The organism is Pseudomonas sp. NPDC087817 (genome assembly GCF_044742875.1).
In the GTDB taxonomy this organism is placed as follows: domain Bacteria; phylum Pseudomonadota; class Gammaproteobacteria; order Pseudomonadales; family Pseudomonadaceae; genus Aquipseudomonas.
The window spans coordinates 24,004-41,412 of the sequence record NZ_JBIUVJ010000047.1; the positions used below are offsets into that span (position 1 = coordinate 24,004).

General features: G+C 60.6%; 18 protein-coding genes. 7 read left to right on the forward strand and 11 right to left on the reverse strand.

Going from position 1 to position 17,409, the window contains the following annotated elements:
- The first annotated feature begins 39 nt into the window (after window positions 1-39).
- The 3 genes from ACIONG_RS22810 (at window position 40) to ACIONG_RS22820 (ending at window position 2,182) form a co-directional block, all read left to right on the forward strand.
- Window positions 40-1,170: a PepSY-associated TM helix domain-containing protein gene (locus ACIONG_RS22810; RefSeq protein ID WP_401302858.1), complete on the forward strand. Its 1,131-nt coding sequence runs from the start codon at window positions 40-42 to the stop codon at window positions 1,168-1,170.
- Window positions 1,167-1,346, forward strand: coding sequence for a hypothetical protein (locus tag ACIONG_RS22815; RefSeq protein ID WP_213026775.1), 180 nt, complete (start codon window positions 1,167-1,169; stop codon window positions 1,344-1,346). The genes ACIONG_RS22810 and ACIONG_RS22815 overlap by 4 nt, the downstream gene beginning before the upstream one ends.
- Before the next feature lie 206 nt (window positions 1,347-1,552).
- Entirely contained in the window at window positions 1,553-2,182 is a 630-nt protein-coding gene (locus ACIONG_RS22820; protein WP_401302860.1) for a glutathione S-transferase, read from the forward strand.
- A 199-nt stretch (window positions 2,183-2,381) separates the two neighbouring features.
- On the opposite strand, the gene creD is transcribed toward ACIONG_RS22820, so the two are convergent.
- The 4 genes from creD to ACIONG_RS22840 form a co-directional block, all read right to left on the reverse strand.
- The gene (creD, locus tag ACIONG_RS22825) at window positions 2,382-3,752 is read right to left on the reverse strand and encodes a cell envelope integrity protein CreD (RefSeq protein WP_401302862.1); all 1,371 of its coding nucleotides are present in this window, start codon (window positions 3,750-3,752) and stop codon (window positions 2,382-2,384) included.
- Between the two features lie 201 nt (window positions 3,753-3,953).
- A complete protein-coding gene (gene creC / locus ACIONG_RS22830) occupies window positions 3,954-5,372 on the reverse strand; it encodes a two-component system sensor histidine kinase CreC (RefSeq protein WP_401302864.1) in 1,419 nt (472 codons plus the stop codon).
- Window positions 5,372-6,052: a two-component system response regulator CreB gene (gene creB, locus ACIONG_RS22835; RefSeq protein WP_401302866.1), complete on the reverse strand. Its 681-nt coding sequence runs from the start codon at window positions 6,050-6,052 to the stop codon at window positions 5,372-5,374. Before creB ends, creC begins: the two co-directional genes overlap by 1 nt.
- A 74-nt stretch (window positions 6,053-6,126) precedes the next feature.
- Window positions 6,127-6,630 (reverse strand): ATP-dependent zinc protease, encoded by a 504-nt coding sequence (locus tag ACIONG_RS22840; RefSeq protein WP_053124525.1) that lies wholly within the window; start codon window positions 6,628-6,630, stop codon window positions 6,127-6,129.
- Between the two features lie 307 nt (window positions 6,631-6,937).
- On the opposite strand from ACIONG_RS22840, the gene ACIONG_RS22845 reads away from it, so the two are divergent.
- Window positions 6,938-7,825, forward strand: coding sequence for an acyltransferase (locus tag ACIONG_RS22845; RefSeq protein WP_401302868.1), 888 nt, complete (start codon window positions 6,938-6,940; stop codon window positions 7,823-7,825).
- Between the two features lies 1 nt (window position 7,826).
- Here the strand turns inward: ACIONG_RS22845 and ACIONG_RS22850 are convergent, their stop codons facing one another.
- A complete protein-coding gene (locus tag ACIONG_RS22850) occupies window positions 7,827-8,384 on the reverse strand; it encodes a DUF2780 domain-containing protein (protein WP_103304462.1) in 558 nt (185 codons plus the stop codon).
- Between the two features lie 148 nt (window positions 8,385-8,532).
- On the opposite strand from ACIONG_RS22850, the gene ACIONG_RS22855 reads away from it, so the two are divergent.
- From ACIONG_RS22855 to ACIONG_RS22865, 3 genes are all read left to right on the forward strand, one after another.
- Complete coding sequence (locus ACIONG_RS22855) at window positions 8,533-9,168, forward strand: sigma-70 family RNA polymerase sigma factor (RefSeq protein WP_401302870.1); 636 nt, start codon at window positions 8,533-8,535, stop codon at window positions 9,166-9,168.
- The gene (locus ACIONG_RS22860; RefSeq protein WP_401302872.1) at window positions 9,165-9,839 is read left to right on the forward strand and encodes an anti-sigma factor domain-containing protein; all 675 of its coding nucleotides are present in this window, start codon (window positions 9,165-9,167) and stop codon (window positions 9,837-9,839) included. Before ACIONG_RS22855 ends, ACIONG_RS22860 begins: the two co-directional genes overlap by 4 nt.
- A gap of 223 nt (window positions 9,840-10,062) precedes the next feature.
- Entirely contained in the window at window positions 10,063-10,374 is a 312-nt protein-coding gene (locus tag ACIONG_RS22865; protein ID WP_401302874.1) for a hypothetical protein, read from the forward strand.
- Window positions 10,375-10,435: 61 nt separating this feature from the next.
- Here the strand turns inward: ACIONG_RS22865 and fdhA are convergent, their stop codons facing one another.
- The 6 genes from fdhA to ACIONG_RS22895 all read right to left on the reverse strand — a co-directional run.
- Window positions 10,436-11,635, reverse strand: a complete 1,200-nt coding sequence (gene fdhA, locus ACIONG_RS22870; protein ID WP_042561444.1) for a formaldehyde dehydrogenase, glutathione-independent — start codon at window positions 11,633-11,635, stop codon at window positions 10,436-10,438.
- Between the two features lie 200 nt (window positions 11,636-11,835).
- Window positions 11,836-12,693 carry a formyltetrahydrofolate deformylase gene (gene purU, locus ACIONG_RS22875; protein WP_008086918.1) on the reverse strand — a complete coding sequence of 286 codons (858 nt, stop codon included), beginning with the start codon at window positions 12,691-12,693 and terminating at the stop codon, window positions 11,836-11,838.
- A 208-nt stretch (window positions 12,694-12,901) separates the two neighbouring features.
- The gene (locus ACIONG_RS22880; RefSeq protein ID WP_103304466.1) at window positions 12,902-13,534 is read right to left on the reverse strand and encodes a sarcosine oxidase subunit gamma; all 633 of its coding nucleotides are present in this window, start codon (window positions 13,532-13,534) and stop codon (window positions 12,902-12,904) included.
- Between the two features lie 129 nt (window positions 13,535-13,663).
- Window positions 13,664-16,681: a sarcosine oxidase subunit alpha gene (locus ACIONG_RS22885; protein WP_401302876.1), complete on the reverse strand. Its 3,018-nt coding sequence runs from the start codon at window positions 16,679-16,681 to the stop codon at window positions 13,664-13,666.
- Window positions 16,678-17,007 (reverse strand): sarcosine oxidase subunit delta, encoded by a 330-nt coding sequence (locus ACIONG_RS22890; RefSeq protein ID WP_213026784.1) that lies wholly within the window; start codon window positions 17,005-17,007, stop codon window positions 16,678-16,680. The genes ACIONG_RS22885 and ACIONG_RS22890 overlap by 4 nt, the downstream gene beginning before the upstream one ends.
- A 14-nt stretch (window positions 17,008-17,021) precedes the next feature.
- A partial coding sequence (locus ACIONG_RS22895) for an FAD-dependent oxidoreductase (RefSeq protein WP_401302878.1) occupies window positions 17,022-17,409 on the reverse strand: 388 nt, incomplete at its 5' end.

Genomic DNA, 17,409 nt, shown 5'->3' on the forward strand with positions numbered 1-17,409 from the left:
TCCCCCGTGGACGGCTTCGGTGTTTTTGAAGGTCATGAAATGAAAAGTAAAACAATTCGCCGCTGGTCGTTCATCCACACCTGGACCAGCCTGGTTTGCACCGTGTTTTTGCTGATGCTGGCACTGACCGGTCTGCCGCTGATCTTTCACCACGAAATCGAGCACTTGCTCGGCGATGCTCCTGAAGTGCGCGAGATGCCGGCGGACACGCCGCGTCTGAATCTGGCGCAACTGGTTGAGGCCGCGGAAAAACATCGCCCGGATGAAGTCGTGCAGTACTTCGGCTTCGACGACGATGAACCGAATGCCGTACTGACGATCATGGCGAAAACCGCCGGCACCGAGCCGAACTCTTCGCACACCTTCATGCTCGATGCTCGCACCGGTGAAGCGCTGGAAACCCCTGCGGCCAACGGTGGCCTGATGCTGTTTATCCTGCGCTTGCATGTCGACATGTTCGCCGGATTGCCAGGCAAATTGCTGCTGGCGTTCATGGGACTGCTGTTTGTCGTGGCGATTGTCTCGGGGACGGTGCTGTACCTGCCGTTCATGCGCCGCCTGAACTTCGGCACCGTGCGTCAGGACAAATCCACACGCCTGCGCTGGCTGGACCTGCACAACCTGATCGGCGTGGTCACCCTGACCTGGGCGTTGGTGGTCGGCGTGACCGGGGTGATCAGCGCCTGCGCCGATCTGCTGATCGCTGCCTGGCGCAACGATGCGTTGAACACATTGATTGCGCCCTACCGCGATGCGCCGCCGCTGACGCAACTGGCACCGGCCACGCGTTTGCTCGACATCGCCGGCGAAGTCGCGCCGGGGATGAAACCAGACTTCATTGCCTTTCCCGGCACACGGTTCTCCAGCGAACACCATTACTCGGTGTTCATGAAGGGCGGCACGCACCTGACCTCGCATCTGCTGACGCCGGTGCTGATCGACGCCACTACCCTGCAAGTCACTGCCGTGGCCGAACGACCGTGGTACATGGACGCCATGGGCATGTCGCAGCCGCTGCACTTCGGCGACTACGGCGGCATGCCGATGAAGATTCTCTGGGCGACGCTGGATGTGCTGACCATCATCGTCCTCGGCAGTGGCGTGTACCTGTGGGTGGTGCGGCGCAAAGCAGCCAAGCCTGCGCTGGAAACGGCGGAGGCGTCTGCATGAAGCCGCGTCAGTCGAATTTCTGGAAAGTGTTCAGCACACCGTTGGTGATCGCTCTGCTAAGTGCGGCGGGGTTGTTTGCGGCGTTGCTGGGGGATGGGATCTGGGATGCGTTGAGCTGGGTTGGGCTGGGTGTTCCGGCAATTCTGGCGATCAGGGGATTGCTGCAGCGCAGGTAGTTTCTTTGTTGTCGGTAATGGCCTCATCGCTGGCAAGCCAGCTCCCACAGGGGTTGATGCTGAATCTGAAATTTGTGTTCGCTGCAAAAACTGTGGGAGCTGGCTTGCCTGCGATGGCGATCTCACGAACACCATCAATTCCTCGCCAGCCACAGTGGTTGTAGCTAGGCTAACCTCCTGCTCTTCGATGCTCACGAGGTTTGCCAATGTCCGCCCCCAGCATGACCCTGTTCCACAACTCGCTGTCCCCGTTCGTTCGCAAAGTGATGGTGTTGCTGCACGAGACCGGTCAGCAGGATCGCGTCGCGTTGCAAGACTGCGTGCTCAGCCCGGTCAGCCCCGATCCGACCCTCAACGCTGACAACCCGCTGGGCAAGATCCCGGCCCTGCGCCTGGCCGATGGCAACGTCATCCATGACAGCCGCGTGATCCTCGATTACCTCGACCACCAACACGTCGGCAACCCGCTGATCCCCCGCGACGGCTCGGCCCGCTGGCGGCGCCTGACCCTGGCCTCGATGGCCGACGGGATCATGGATGCTTCGGTGATGGTGCGTTACGAACAGGCGCTGCGTGCTCCGGAAAAGCATTGGAACGAATGGCTCGACGCCCAGCGCGAGAAGATCCGCCGTGCGCTCGCACTGCTGGAAACGGACGCGATCGCCGAGCTGACCAGTCACTTCGATGTCGCCGCAATCAGCGTGGCCTGCGCACTGGGCTACCTCGACCTGCGCTTCCCGGAGATGGGCTGGCGTGATGCCAACCCGCAACTTGCCAACTGGTACTTTGAAGTGAGTCAGCGATCGTCCATGATCGCGACCATGCCCAAGGTTTAAATCGGCGGCGCCTGTTCCGGCCTCATCGCTGGCAAGCCAGCTCCCACAGGATCCTTGTCGGATCGCAAATACGCGTAAGACATCAATCCAGTGTGGGAGCTGGCTTGCCGGCGATTGCACCACCTCGGTTCCGGCGGCAGTGACGCAAAGATCAACGTCACCAACACCTCGGCCTCTCGCTGATCCTCACGCAGCCCGCTCATTGCACCGCCCCAATATCAAACTCCAACGGCTTGGCCGGCTTCTGCCCGATCCCGTACCAGTCGAGTTTGCGCGTCAGCACCATGAACACACCGAGCAAGCCGAACAACAACAGCGAGCCCATCAACAGCGCGTAATCCTCGGCACTCAATAATCCATAGAGCAGGCCATACAACGCCGCCAATCCCGCCGAAAAACTCAAACCGTGGCGCACGCTGCGCAGCACGTGGCAAACGTAAAAGCCGATCAACAACACGCAGCCACTGGCCGACAACAGATACGCCAAGGCAAACCCGATGTGCTCCGACAGCGACAGCAGCAATAGGTAAAAGAACGCCAGCGCCACGCCGACCAGCGCGTACTGCACCGGGTGAACCGCCAGACTTTTCAGCACTTCGAACAAGAAGAAACCGGCGAACGTCAGGACGATGAACAGCAACGCATATTTGATCGCCCGGTCACTCTTCAGATACTGATCCACCGGATCGATGAAGCTCACGCCAAAGCTGCGGCCGTTGAACGCCTCGCAGTCATTGCTGCTCACGCAACGGCTCATGGCGTCCTGCAAATTGGTGGAGAAGAACGTGGTCTGCCAGTCGGCGCTGAAACCGGCATCGTTGATTTCACGTTTGACGGGCAGGAAGTTGCCGACAAAGCTCGGGTGCGGCCAGTTGGCGGTGAGGCTCACGCTGCTGCTTTTGCCTACCGGCAGCACTTGCAGCGAACCGGTGCCTTGCAGGCGCAGATCAAAACCGAACGCCAGCTCCGTGGCTTTGCTGGTGTCGAGCAGCGGCAACGTGACGCGTACACCTTCGCCGAGCCAGCCGACCTGGGTGCCCGGGACAAAGTCCAGGCGCTGGCCGTCGAGCTCCAGTTTCAAAGCGTTTTCGATGCCGCGAATGTCGCTGATGCCGACCGCGAGAAACGGCGCGTCGAACTGGTAGTCGGCGAAGTCTTCCTTGATGCCCAACTGGGCCGGCAGCGAGAACTGACCGTTGATGCGGTTATCGGCGTGGAACAACCGCGCTTCGTAAATACCCCGGGCGCGCAATTCGGTCTGCACCTGACCATCGAGTTCGAAGCGCTCCGGCAGAAAGTACAAACGCCCGCGTTCTTCCCATGGATCGTCGTAGCGCTTGTTGGTTTTGTCGTTGATCTTCCAGTTGTGCATCACCTTGCGATACGGCACCACCATCACCGGCCCGCTCACTTGCTGGTTGTAACTGGCACTGCGAGCGATGTCCTGCAGCACGCCGTCGCGCAATTGCTGGCGATCGTCGATCACGCCGTCGATCATCATTAGCGATATGAGTAACAGCAGGATCAACAGGGCAATGGCCCCGAGCTTAATGGTCAGATTCTTGTTCATGGGACTCTCCCTGTTTCGATGAGGCAGAGTCTGATTCGGCTGTTTGAGGGTTTTGTGGGGGGAATGTGGAGATTGTGTGGAGACAGTTCGGGCCCCATCGCGGGCAAGCCCGCTCCCACAATGATTCAGGTGTACACAATCGTGGCTTACGATAGAAAATCCTGTGGGAGCGGGCTTGCCCGCGATGGCCGTGACACGGTTTCAAGGCAAGCGCAGGGCCACTTCAACGCCGTTTGCAACATTGCGAATGCTCATCGACCCACCATGCAAATTGACCACCTCTTCAACGAAGTTAAGCCCCAATCCCGTGCTTTTGCGCCCACTGTCCGGGCGCGGCAATGAGTAGAAGCGCTCAGTCAAACGCGGCAAGGCGTAATCCGGAATCGGCGCAGTTTCATTGAACAAGCGAAACTCGAGCTGCTCGCCGACGCGCTCGGCGCTGAAGCGCAACAACCCCTGCGGCGGGGTGAAATCCAGCGCGTTTTCCAGCAGATTGCCCAACGCCTGACGCAGCAAAAACGGTTCGCCGATCAGCAACACATCCGCCGCAATCGTCTGTTCGATCCGCAACTGTTTGCCTTCAATCCGCGCTGCCTGCGCTTGCAACAACTCATCGACCAACACCGCAAGCGGCACTGCCACCCGCTCCTCCAGGCCATGCCGTTGTTCGACCTGTGCCAGATTCAGCAAGCGCTCGATCAACTGCTGCATCCGCGCACTTTCGCTGTCGATGTTGCCGACAAATCGCAGTCGCTGAATCGCTGGCATGTCACCTTGCAACAACTCCGCCGCGCCACGAATCGCCGCCAGCGGACTTTTCAGTTCGTGGGTCAGGGTGTGCACGTAGCGCTCGACGTAAGCCTTGCCCTCCAGCTGCGTGCGCATCTGCTCGACCGCCGTAGCCAGTTGCTCCAGCTCACCGCCGCGATAGTGCGGCACTTCAACGCGCCGACCTTCGCTGACAGCCTCGGCATACCTCGTCAAACGGTGCAGCGCGCGACTCAGCCACCACGACAGCAAGGCGCCGAACAACAGGCCGAGGCCGATCAGGCCCGCACCGTAGAACAGCAAACGCCGTTCGGTGCGATCGACATAGGGCTGCAACGAGCTGTTGGGTTTGGCCACGGTGACCACTCCGATGATCTGGCCGTTATCGCGGATCGGGGCGCCGACGTGCATCACCGACGAGGCCGGGTCATCCGGGTCGCTGCGACTGGAACGCGCACCGTATTCGCCGCGCAGGGTCAGATAGACATCGTTCCAGCGCGAGTAATCCTGACCGACCGCCACGCCGCTGGAATCGAGCACCACGATGCCTTTGGCGTCGGTGACGTAGATGCGATGGTTGACCTGATTTTTCGGCAAACCCCAGATGGTCGCTTGCGGCTGGCGTTCGCCATAGGCACGCAGCAACTCGGGCCAGCGGTTCTCGCTGAGGGTGCCTGCCTTGAAATCGTCACGGAGAATTTCCGCCATCAGGTTGGCGGTATCGACCAGGGTTTCTTCGGTGGACTGGCGCACGCCGGGGCGGATTTCTTCCATCACTGTGTTGAGCACGAAATAGCCGGTCAGGCCGACAAACAGCACATACACCAGAAAAATCCTCAGCCCCAACGACATCAGCTGTGCCCCGGGCTGTAGCTGTAACCGAGGCCGCGATGGGTCTGGATCGGTTCGGCGTCGGCGCGCACCAGTCGCAGTTTGGCCCGCACGCTTTTAATGTGGCTGTCGATGCTGCGCTCGTAACCGGCATCGGCGGCAACCCCCAGCGCATCGAGCAATTGCTCGCGACTGAACACCCGCTCGGGTTGTTCGAGCAGACATTGCAACAGGCGGAATTCGTGGCGGGTCAGGCTCAGGGTCTGGCCGCGATAGGCAATCTGCACGCGCTCGGGATCAATGCGAAACAGCGCCGAGGAGGCCTCGATTGGCGGGCGCGGCGCCATGCGCTTGAGGATCGCCCGGACCCGTGCCGCGACTTCTCGAGGGCTGAACGGCTTGACCACGTAGTCGTCGGCGCCGATCTCCAGGCCCACTACGCGGTCGATCTCGGCGTTGCGGGCGCTGAGGAACAGCACCGGCACTTCGCTGAAACGGCGTAGTTGCTTGCAGGTTTCGAAACCACTGATGTCCGGCAGGCCGATGTCGAGAATGATCAGATCGGCCGGCGTCTGGCGCTGGTGCGCCAGCGCTGCCTCACCGAGGCTCACCCAAGTGGTGGTGAACCCCTCGCCCTGCAAGGCAAAAATCAGCGTGTCGGCAATCGCCGCTTCGTCTTCGACAATCAGGATATGAGGCATGGCGTCCGAGCCCGTGGGTTAAGTGCGCGAACGGTGCCCCAAGCGTGCCTTTACGTCAATGAGACCACTTGGCGCTAGCAGTCCGGTTTGTCGGCGGTGAAGCGCCGCGCCGGGTTCACCGCCGCGCCAAATTCACGCAAGGCCTTGGCACCGATCAGCAGCGGATAGTTGAAGTTGCTGCGGTCGGTCAGATTGACCTCCACGGTACGCTTGACGTCGCCCAGGCACAGCTCCAGATCGACCACTGGCCGTTTCGCGACTTCGGTGCTTTCGCCTTCGTCTTCTTCATCCGAACGGCTCTTGATCTTGCTGATTCGCGCGACCTTGTGCTCGTAGACCTTGTTGCTGGCGTCCTTGGTGCCGAGACGGAACCGCACCCAGTCTTCGCCATCACGGGTGAAGGTTTCGATGTCCTTGGCCGACAGCGACGCTGTCAGCGCACCGGTGTCCATCTTGGCCTTGAGCACTTCACCGCCGATTTCCGGCAGCGCGATGTATTCGTAGCGCCCGTACAGGGTCGGCTCGGCGGCCATGACCGGCAGGGCGACGAGGGCAAACAGTGCAAGGAGGGATTTCACGTAAGGGGCTTCCTTGGAAAATGAGGGCGGCAGACGTGGGATTTTAGACAGCCAGCAAGCAATTCGTTCGCCGCTGAGCCCGCATCGCTGGCAAGCCAGCTCCCACAAGGATCTTCAACGAATATAATTCTTGCGGACACCCGATAAACCTGTGGGAGCTGGCTTGCCAGCGATGAGGCCAGCACATTCAGCGAAATATCTGACCCAAGCATACCCAGCCAAAAGTGAAACATTCGTCACCCCCGATTTGGCCTGTCGCCCGAAGCCACTTATCATGGCGCGCCCATCCGACTTCATAGAGTTGCTTATGCGCCGCCTGCTCACCGGCTGTTTCGTCACCCTGCTGCTGTTGCTCAACACCCTGATCCTGATCGGGCCGTTGCTGGTGTTTGCCCTGCTCAAACTGGTGGCGCCCGGGCGCTGGCGCGATTACGCGTCGTGGGCGGTGATGTGGATCGCCGAGACCTGGGCCGAAATCGACAAGCTGATTTTTCGCCTGTGCATTCCCACTCAATGGGACATTCGCGGCGGCGCAGACCTGCGTGGCGACACGTCCTATCTGGTGGTCAGCAATCATCAGTCGTGGGTCGATATTCCGGCGCTGATCCAGACACTCAACCGGCGCACGCCGTTCTTCAAGTTCTTCCTCAAGAAAGAGCTGATCTGGGTGCCGTTCCTCGGGCTGGCGTGGTGGGCGCTGGATTACCCGTTCATGAAGCGCTACACCAAGGCGTTTCTGGCCAGGCACCCGGAGCTGGCGGGCAAGGATCTGGAAATCACCAGACAAGCCTGCGAGTTGTTCAAGCGTCAGCCGGTGACCGTGGTGAATTATCTGGAAGGCACCCGCTACACCGCTACGAAAAGCGCACAGCAGCAATCACCGTTCAAGCATTTGCTCAAGCCCAAGGCCGGCGGCGTGGCGTTTGTCTTGGCGGCGCTGGGTGAACAGCTGGATGCGATTCTCGACGTCACCGTGGTTTATCCACAGGAGAACATTCCGGGGTTCTGGGACTTGATCAGCGGCAACGTGCCGCGGGTGATCATCGACATTCAGACCCGCGAGCTCGACCCGGCGTTGTGGCAGGGCGATTACGAGAACGATCCGCTGTTTCGCGAGAAGGTCCAGGGCTGGGTCAACCAGCTCTGGACCGAGAAAGATCTGCGCATCGCCGAACTGCGCGGCGAGCGCAACTGAATCAGCTGCCGGTGCCGGCGCCCCAGATGCTGCCCAGGCTTTGCAGCAGCGGGCCGCCGACGCCTTGATCACCCAGATACTTGAGCAGCACCGGGGCAAACTGGCCGACCATGCCGCTGTCCATGCCCAATGCACCGAAGGCATTGTTCAGGTCATTGGTGTTCTTGACGTTGCCCAAGGCGTTTTCCAGCCCCGCCGACTTGCCCGAGGAGCCGAGCAAACCGCTCAACGCCGCCATGTTGCCACTACCGCCCGACAGCTTGTCGATGCCCGGCACTTCTTTGGCCAACTGCGAATAATCGGTGCTGCTCAATTGGTTCTTGGCCAGGCCAAGCATGGCGCTGGTGCCGCCGACCGCTTGCTGAGGGGTAACACCCAGACCGGTGACGGCTTGCAGCAAACCGGCGGTTTCCGAGGTCGGCGCGGCGGCGGTGGCCGAGTTGCCACCCTGCATGCTCGCAGCCGCTTTGGTCACATCGTCCAGGCTGAAACCGGCGAACACCGGGCTGGCCGCAAGGGTCATCAGCGAAGCCATTGCAATACCGCGTGAAATCTTCATTCAGACATCCTCTTGCGCTGCAAAAACCACCCTTCGACGGGCGGCGAAACTGCCGATTTGACCGGGTTTCCGCCGGCATGTTCCAAACCTGCGCATCCATTTTCAGCATAGCCACGTATATAAATCGTGAAACCCCGGAATGGCCGCGATGAATGGCACAAGCGCTATCGCTGAACTAGCCTGTGAGCAAACCGAGATCAGTCCTCGTCGCCTGCCTTTTGCCTGGAGAGACGTCATTTCCATCGCCGACACCGATCAGTTGCGACAGCTGTTGGCCCAGTGTTCACTGGGTGATCGTCGCGCCTTCGAAACGCTGTACCGCAGCGTCGGCCCGCGCCTGCACGGTGTGGCCCTGCGCTTCATGGGGCGTGCGGATCTGGCCGAAGAGGTCTTGCAGGAAAGCTTTGTGCGCATCTGGAACAACGCCTCGCGCTACGAAGCGCATCTGTCAGCACCGCTGACCTGGATGATCAACATCACTCGCAATCAGGCGATCGATCAGTTACGCAAACACCGCGACCGGCCGCTGAGCGATCTTGAGCAGGACGCGTTGGCGGATGAGAGCCCTTCGGCGCATGAGCAATTGAGCAGCGCCCGCGAGGCTCACGCCCTGAACCGCTGCCTGGAAAGCCTCGACAGCATGCAGCGCCAGTCGATCAGCGTGGCGTATTTTCACGGGTTGTCCTGCACCGAACTGGCCGAGCATCTGGCCACGCCGCTGGGCACAGTCAAATCGTGGATCCGCCGGGGCATGGAGCGACTGCGCCGGTGCCTTGAATCATGAACTACCAGACCCCTGCCCTGCGCCGTGCCCTCGCCGCCGACTACGCCATCGGCTTGATGTCCACGGCTGCGCGTCGACGCTTTGAGCAATTGTTGCTGGATGACGCTGCGTTGCGGGCGGAAGTGGCGCAATGGCAGGACACGCTGGCGAGCCTCACCGAATCCCTGCCTGAACAACCGGTGCCCGACCGCGTGTGGCACGGCATTACCGCGCGCATCGAGCCGCAAGTGCTGCATGTGCCGCAAAAACGTCCGTTCTGGAATTGGCTGAGACTCACGGCAGCCGCCGCCTCAATCGTTGTGCTGGTTTTCCTCGGTTCGCTGTACGACCGTGACGACGCCCGCTACCGCGCCACCCTGCTGAGCGCCAATGCGCAACCGGCGCTGAAGGTCGAGGCGCATGCAGATTATCTGCAGGTCGAGCCGCTGATATTGGCGGCGGTTGATGCCGATCGCAGCCTGGAACTGTGGGCGATTCCGGCGGATGGCAAGCCGATTTCGCTGGGGGTGATTCCAGCGGGGGGTAAAGGCAAGGTTGAGTTGAGTGAGGCGCAGAAAGTCTTGATCGACAAGCCGATTGCACTGGCGGTGAGTCTGGAGCCGAAGGGTGGTTCGCCGACCGGACTACCGACTGGAGCGGTGCTTTATCAGGGTGCTTTGGCAGCTCTCTGATTGCCAAGATTAAAAGATCGTCCAATCGCGATCCGAGCCTTCGGCAGTTCCTGCATAGATCGGTGTAGGAGTTGGCGAAAAAGCCTCAATCTGTTTAAGCCATTTATGGCAGACCACCTGGCACCTTTATTCCAAATCAAACTAGATAACTGTCAGATCTGACAGTTGGCGGCAAGCACTATCAAAGCGACCATTTCTGCTCCCTTTATGTAACGGAGTACAAATGATGAAGCTGAAAATGACCACCGGCGTTTTGCTAAGTCTGGCAATGATGAGCACTGCCTATGCCGCTACTTGCCCGACTCTCTCAGTGACCCACTCTCAGGATGCCGAAGATCTCACTTTCACCTCTGCACGCCTGAAAGACAAAGGCACTCCCGATTCAGTTGTCATTTGCCGATATGAAGGCAAGGACGACCTCGGCGCCTCGGCTGGTTACCGGAACGGCACACCGGTCACAGGCACTGGAAGCAATTGGAAAGGGGATGATTGTGCAACCACTGACGGTGACGCCAGCAAATGCGCATTTAAATAACCCGTTTGATTCAGCAATGAAAAAGGCAACCCGACAGGTTGCCTTTTTTATTGGTAATAACTTACGCCGCACTGAACAACTTATGCGGATCAATCACAAACTTCTTCGGCACGCCTGCATCGAACTCGCCGTAACCTTCCGGCGCCTGATCAAGGCTGATGACCTGCACACCCACCACTTCAGCAATGTTGATGCGATCCCACATGATCGCCTGCATCAGTTGGCGGTTGTACTTCATCACCGGGGTCTGGCCGGTGTGGAAGCTGTGCGACTTGGCCCAACCCAAACCAAAGCGAATGCTCAGGCTGCCCATTTTCGCGGCAGCGTCCACAGCACCTGGATCTTCAGTGACGTACAGGCCCGGGATACCGATCTTGCCCGCCACGCGCACCACGCCCATCAGCGAGTTGAGTACGGTGGCCGGGGCTTCGGACTTCACTCCGTCATGGCCGTGGCCACGGGCTTCGAAGCCTACGCAGTCCACCGCACAATCGACTTCCGGTTCGCCCAGCAGTGCGGCGATCTGTTCGTGCAGCGGCGTGTCCTTGGACAGGTCAACGATTTCGAAGCCCTGCGCCTTGGCGTGGGCCAGACGGATGGTGTTGACGTCGCCGACGATCACCACGGCGGCACCGAGCAGGCGTGCGGAGGCGGCAGCCGCCAAGCCAACGGGACCCGCGCCGGCAATGTAAACAGTGCTGCCCGGGCCTACACCGGCAGTGACGGCGCCGTGATAACCGGTCGGAAGAATGTCGGAGAGGCAGGTCAGGTCGCGGATTTTCTCCATGGCCTTGTCGCGGTCCGGCAGTTTCAGCAGGTTGAAGTCGGCGTAGGGCACCAGCACATATTCGGCCTGGCCGCCGGTCCAGTCGCCCATGTCGACGTAACCATAAGCACCACCGGCACGGGCCGGGTTGACGGTCAGGCAGACGCCGGTGTGTTGCTCTTTGCAGGAACGGCAGCGCCCGCACGCGACGTTGAACGGTACGGAAACCAGGTCGCCGATTTTCAGGTTTTCGACGTCGGAGCCTTTTTCGATCACCTCGCCGGTGATTTCGTGGCCCAGCACCAGACCGGTCTGAGCGGTGGTGCGGCCGCGCACCATGTGTTGGTCGGAGCCGCAGATATTAGTGGAAACCACTTTGAGAATGACCCCGTGCTCGATCTTGCGACCGCGCGGGTCCTGCATTTTCGGATAGTCGATTTTCTGTACTTCGACCTTGCCAGCGCCGAGATACACCACACCACGATTGCCAGACATGCTTTCACCTCGCTGTTGTTTTTATGGAACCGCGTTGCCCAGGCAGGCAGCGCGTTGAGTGCTCGGGTATAGATGCTGATTGTTGTGTTGCCTGTTATGGCCTCATCGCTGGCAAGCCAGCTCCCACAGGATTCGGGTTGGATTCAGATTTTGTATACGACACAAATCCCTGTGGGAGCTGGCTTGCCAGCGAAAGCGATCTAGAGAACGACCGTGCGATTGGCGTTGAGAAACACCCTGCGCTCAATGTGATAACCAACGGCCCGGGCCAACGTCAGGCCCTCGATATCCCGCCCTTTGGCAATCAAATCTTCCGGGTAATGACTGTGATCCACCGCCTCGACGCCTTGGGCGATGATCGGCCCTTCATCGAGGTCGTTATTGATGTAATGCGCCGTCGCCCCCACCAGTTTCACGCCCTTGTTGTAGGCCTGGTGATACGGCTTGGCGCCCTTGAAGCCCGGCAGCAGCGAGTGATGAATGTTGATCGCCTTGCCATCGAGCTTGCGGCACAACTCCGGCGACAGCACTTGCATATAGCGGGCAAGAATCACCAGTTCAGCGCCGGACTCTTCAATCACCTGCCAGACCTGACGCTCCTGCGACGGCTTGTCATTGGGGTCGAGAGGGAAATGGTAGTAGGGAATCTGGTGCCAGTCGGCCAGCGGTTTGAGGTCGGGATGGTTGGAGACCACCGCCGCCACATCCATCGACAACTGGCCGATGCGCTGGCGGTAGAGCAAGTCGTTGAGGCAGTGATCGGCCTTGGAGACCATGATCACCACTTTTGGCCGATAATTGGGCGCGGTCAGCTCGAAGATCATGCCGAATGCCTGACCCCGCTCGGCGAGACCGGCGCGGAAGGATTGTTCGTCGAAACCGTCGGGCTGGCGGAATTCCACGCGAATGAAAAAACGCCCGGAGAGGCGGTCATCGAACGAGTGGTGCTCGGTGACGTAGCAACCCTGCTCGAACAGAAAACGCGTGACCGCGTCCACCGTGCCGAGGACGCTGGGGCAGTCGGCGGTCAGAATCCATGTGTCTGGGGCGCGGCTCATGGTGCGGTGACTCCTGTTCTTGTGCGGGGTGTCAGGTTTTTCCCTCACCCTAGCCCTCTCCCAGAGGGAGAGGGGACTGACCGAGTGGTCCTTTCGAGCTACGCCGACCTGAAATATCGCGGCGAACTCAGGCTCGAAAAACACACAAATCTGCTCCCTTTCCCCCTCTCCCCACTGGGGGAGAGGGCTGGGGTGAGGGGGTAAGCTTTTAGGCTTGTACGCTCAACCCGTACTCGGCCGAAGCATCCTGCAACCACAACCACCAGTAATCCGAAAAGCTGCGACGAATCAGCAGTTCCCAGGTGTCTTCAGCCGTATGGCGGATCATCAGCTGCGACTTGGCGAACACCGTGCCGACCGCTTTACCCACCGGAAAATTGTTCGGGTGTACGTCATAGCTGGTGGACTTCATCAGCACCTGACGCACGTTCGGCCCGCTCAGTTCGAGCACTTGCTGGCCGCCGCTGACGTTGACGATCGCGATGTGCAGATCGCCCAGCGCTTCGCGCAGTTTCTGTTCGGCGGCGAATTCTTCACCGCTTGGCACGATCAGCAGCCACTCGTCCGGGCCCATCCATTGCAGGCTGGTTTCGCCTTTGACGATGACGCTCAGAGCACCGGGCAACTCGATGCCAAGGGCTTTGTGCACGCCGGCGGCGAACGCCGCGTCGTGGCCATCACCACGAATGGTCAGATGGCCGAGGAGTTTTTTCTCACGCACGATCACGCCGGCGTTCTTGCGGCCCTTGCCGGCCAGGCTGGCGAGGTCGGCATGGTGCAGCGACGACTCGGCACGGGCACCGGTGGTCGGGCGTTGTTGGTACACGTTGGCTGTGGTCATAAAGCACCTTCCTGAATTCGTAATCCCTGTGGGAGCGGGCTTGCCCGCGATTGCGATCCGTCAGTCACAGATGTGTTGTCTGATCTGAAGCCATCGCGGGCAAGCCACGCTCCCACAGGTACTGTGGTGTCAGATGTTCTGGCGATCACCCTTCGGATCGAAGAACACCGAAGACACAATCTCCGCCTCGATCACGCTGCCATCGGCCAGCGGTGCAAACACCCGCTCACCCATGCGCTTGAGACCGCCCTTGACCACACCCATGGCAAACGAATAGCCGAGGGAGTTGTGCGCGTAACTGGAGGTCACGTGGCCGACCATGGTCATCGGGATCGCCTGCTTGGTGTTGAACACCAGTTGCGCACCTTCCGGCAGCCATTTGGTCGGGTCGATCGGCATGAGGCCCACCAGTTGTTTGCGCTGATCACGCACGCAGTCTTCCCGGTTCATGCCGCGCTGGCCGATCCACGAGAACGGTTTGGTACGACCCACGCACCAGCCCATGTTCAGGTCGTCCGGGGTCATCGAGCCGTCGGTGTCCTGACCGACGATGATGAAACCTTTTTCGGCGCGCAGCACGTGCATGGTCTCGGTGCCGTACGGGGTCAGGTTGTATTGCTTGCCGGCCTCGACGATTTTCTCCAGCACGCCCATCGCATAGTCCGCCTGCACGTTGACTTCGTACGACAGTTCACCGGTAAACGAGATGCGGAACACCCGCGCCGGGACGCCGCCGACCAGACCTTCTTTCCAGGTCATGAACGGGAACGCTTCGTTGCTCAGATCGATGTCGGTCACGGCGCTGAGCAGCTTGCGGCTGTTCGGCCCGGACAGGGTCATGGTCGCCCAGTGGTCAGTGACGGAGGTGAAATACACCTTCATGTCCGGCCATTCGGTCTGGTGGTACAGCTCCAGCCATTGCAGCACGCGGGCCGCGCCGCCGGTGGTGGTGGTCATGACGAAATGGTTGTCGGCCAGACACGCCGTCACACCGTCGTCGAAGACCATGCCGTCTTCTTTGCACATCAAACCGTAGCGGGCCTTGCCCACATCGAGTTTGGTCCAGGCGTTGGTGTACACGCGGTTGAGGAACTCGCGGGCATCCGGGCCTTGAATGTCGATCTTGCCGAGGGTCGAGGCATCGAGCAGGCCGACGCTGTCGCGCACGGCTTTGCATTCGCGCTTCACGGCGGCGTGCAGGTCTTCGCCGTTTTTCGGGAAGTACCAAGGACGCTTCCACTGACCGACGTCTTCAAACTCGGCACCGTTCTTCACATGCCAGGCATGCAGCGCGGTGTAGCGGACCGGTTCGAAGATGTGTCCACAGTGACGACCGGCCACGGCGCCGAAGGTTACCGGCGTGTAGTTCGGGCGGAACATCGTGGTGCCCATCTGCGGGATGGTCACGTTCAGCGAACGGGCGGCGATGGCCAGACCGTTGACGTTGCCGAGCTTGCCCTGATCGGTGCCGAAGCCCAGCGCGGTGTAGCGTTTGACGTGCTCGACCGACTCGAAACCTTCGCGGGTGGCCAGTTCGATGGCGGCGGCGGTGACGTCGTTCTGCAAGTCGACGAATTGCTTCGGTGCCCGTGCCGTGCCTTTCTCGTGCGGCACCTGGAACAGCGCCAGCGTCGGTTCTTCGAGACGGCTCAGGGCTTTCGGCAAGGTGCCTTCGACCGCAGCGAAACCGGCTTCGCTGGCAGCGCGCACGCCGCCTTCAAAACCGTCCGCCAGCGAATCGCCGAGACCGTAGACGCCATTGATGCCACCGACACACACGCGTTTCTGCGGCGCCTCACCCGGTACGAAACCGAGAATGTCTTCGCGCCAGGTCGGCTTGCCACCGAGGTGCGAAGCCAGGTGGACGACCGGGCTATAACCGCCGGAAGTCGCGACCACATCGCAGTCGAGCCATTCGCCTGGGCTGGTCACGGCGTGTGCTTTGACATCAATCGCGGCGACGCGGGCTGCGGTGACGCGCTTGCTGCCACGGGCCTCGATCACGGCACTGCCGGTGAGAATGCGGATGCCTTTGGCGCGGGCTTCTTCCACCAGCGCACCGCGCGGATTGCTGCGGGCGTCGGCGATGGCCACCACTTGCAGACTGGCGTCGAGCCAATCCAGAGCCACGCGATAGGCGTGATCATTGTTGGTCGACAGCACCAGTTTTTTACCCGGTGCCACGCCGTAACGGCGCACGTAAGTCGACACCGCACCGGCGAGCATGTTGCCCGGCACGTCGTTGTTGCCGTAAACCAGCGGACGCTCGCAAGCGCCAGTGGCCAACACCACACGCTTGGCACGAACGCGGTGAATGCGCTGACGCACCTGACCGATCGGCGCACGGTCGCCGAGGTGATCGGTGAGACGCTCGTGAATGGTCAGGAAGTTGTGGTCGTGGTAACCGTTGACCGTGGCGCGCGGCAAAAGCAGCACGTCCGGGGTGTCCTTCAATTCGGCGATGACGCTGGCGACCCAATCCATCGCCGGTTTGCCGTCGAGACTTTCGCGGGAATCGAGCAGGCTGCCGCCGAATTCTTCCTGCTCATCGGCAAGAATCACTCGGGCACCGCTGCGCGCAGCGGCCAGGGCAGCGGCGAGACCGGCCGGGCCGGCACCGACGATCAGCACGTCGCAGTGCTGGTTCATGTAGTCGTAGGTGTCCGGATCGACTTCGGTCGGCGAACGGCCCAAACCGGCAGCCTTACGAATGTACTTCTCGTAAGTCATCCAGAACGATTGCGGGTACATGAAGGTTTTGTAGTAGAAACCCGGCGGCATCAGCTTGCCGCCGACCTTGCCGAGAATCCCCATCATGTCGTTGTTGACGTTTGGCCAACCGTTGGTGCTGGTCGCGACCAAACCTTGATACAGCGCCTGTTGCGTGGCGCGCACGTTAGGGATCTGCGTGGCTTCAGTCGCACCGATCTGCAGCACGGCGTTCGGCTCTTCGGCGCCAGCGGCGAAGATGCCGCGTGGACGCGAATACTTGAAGCTGCGGCCGATGATGTCGACGCCGTTGGCGATCAGCGCAGCGGCCAGCGAGTCACCCTCGAAGCCTTTGTAGGTCTGACCGTTGAAGGTGAAGCTCAGCACTTTATTGCGGTCGATCCGTCCACCGTTGGACAGGCGATTGGTCTGGCTCATACCTTCTCTCCCAGCGCCGTCGTGGCTGTTTTCGCCGAATCAGCCTTGTCGGTGAATTGCGGCTTGGTGCCGATCTTGTAGGTTTCGAGAATCTCGTAGGTCACGGTGTCGCGGGTGACGTTGAAGTACTGACGGCAACCGGCAACGTGGTCCCACAACTCGTGGTGCAGGCCGCGCGGGTTGTCGCGGAAGAACATGTAGTCGCCCCACTCCTCGTCGGTGCAGCTGGCAGGGTCCAAAGGACGCGGGATGTGCGCCTGACCGGATGCGTGGAATTCCTCTTCGGAGCGCAACTCGCCGCAGTGAGGACAGAAGATATGCAACATGGGGATTTCTCCTGTTAGTGGGCAACCGCAGCAGCGCCGTGTTCATCGATCAACGCACCGTTGTGGAAACGGTCGATGGAGAAAGGTGCAGCCAATGGGTGCATTTCACCCTTGGCCAGACTCGCGGCAAACACGTTGCCCGAGCCAGGTGTTGCCTTGAAGCCGCCGGTGCCCCAACCGCAGTTGAAGAACATGTTCGGTACCGGAGTTTTCGAAATGATCGGGCAGGCGTCCGGCGTGGTGTCGCCGATGCCGCCCCACTGACGGTTCATGCGTACCCGCGAAAGCACCGGGAACATCTCGACGATGGCCTGAATGGTGTGTTCGATCACCGGGTACGAACCGCGCTGGCCGTAGCCGTTGTAGCCGGCGCTACCGGCGCCGATCACCAGGTCGCCCTGG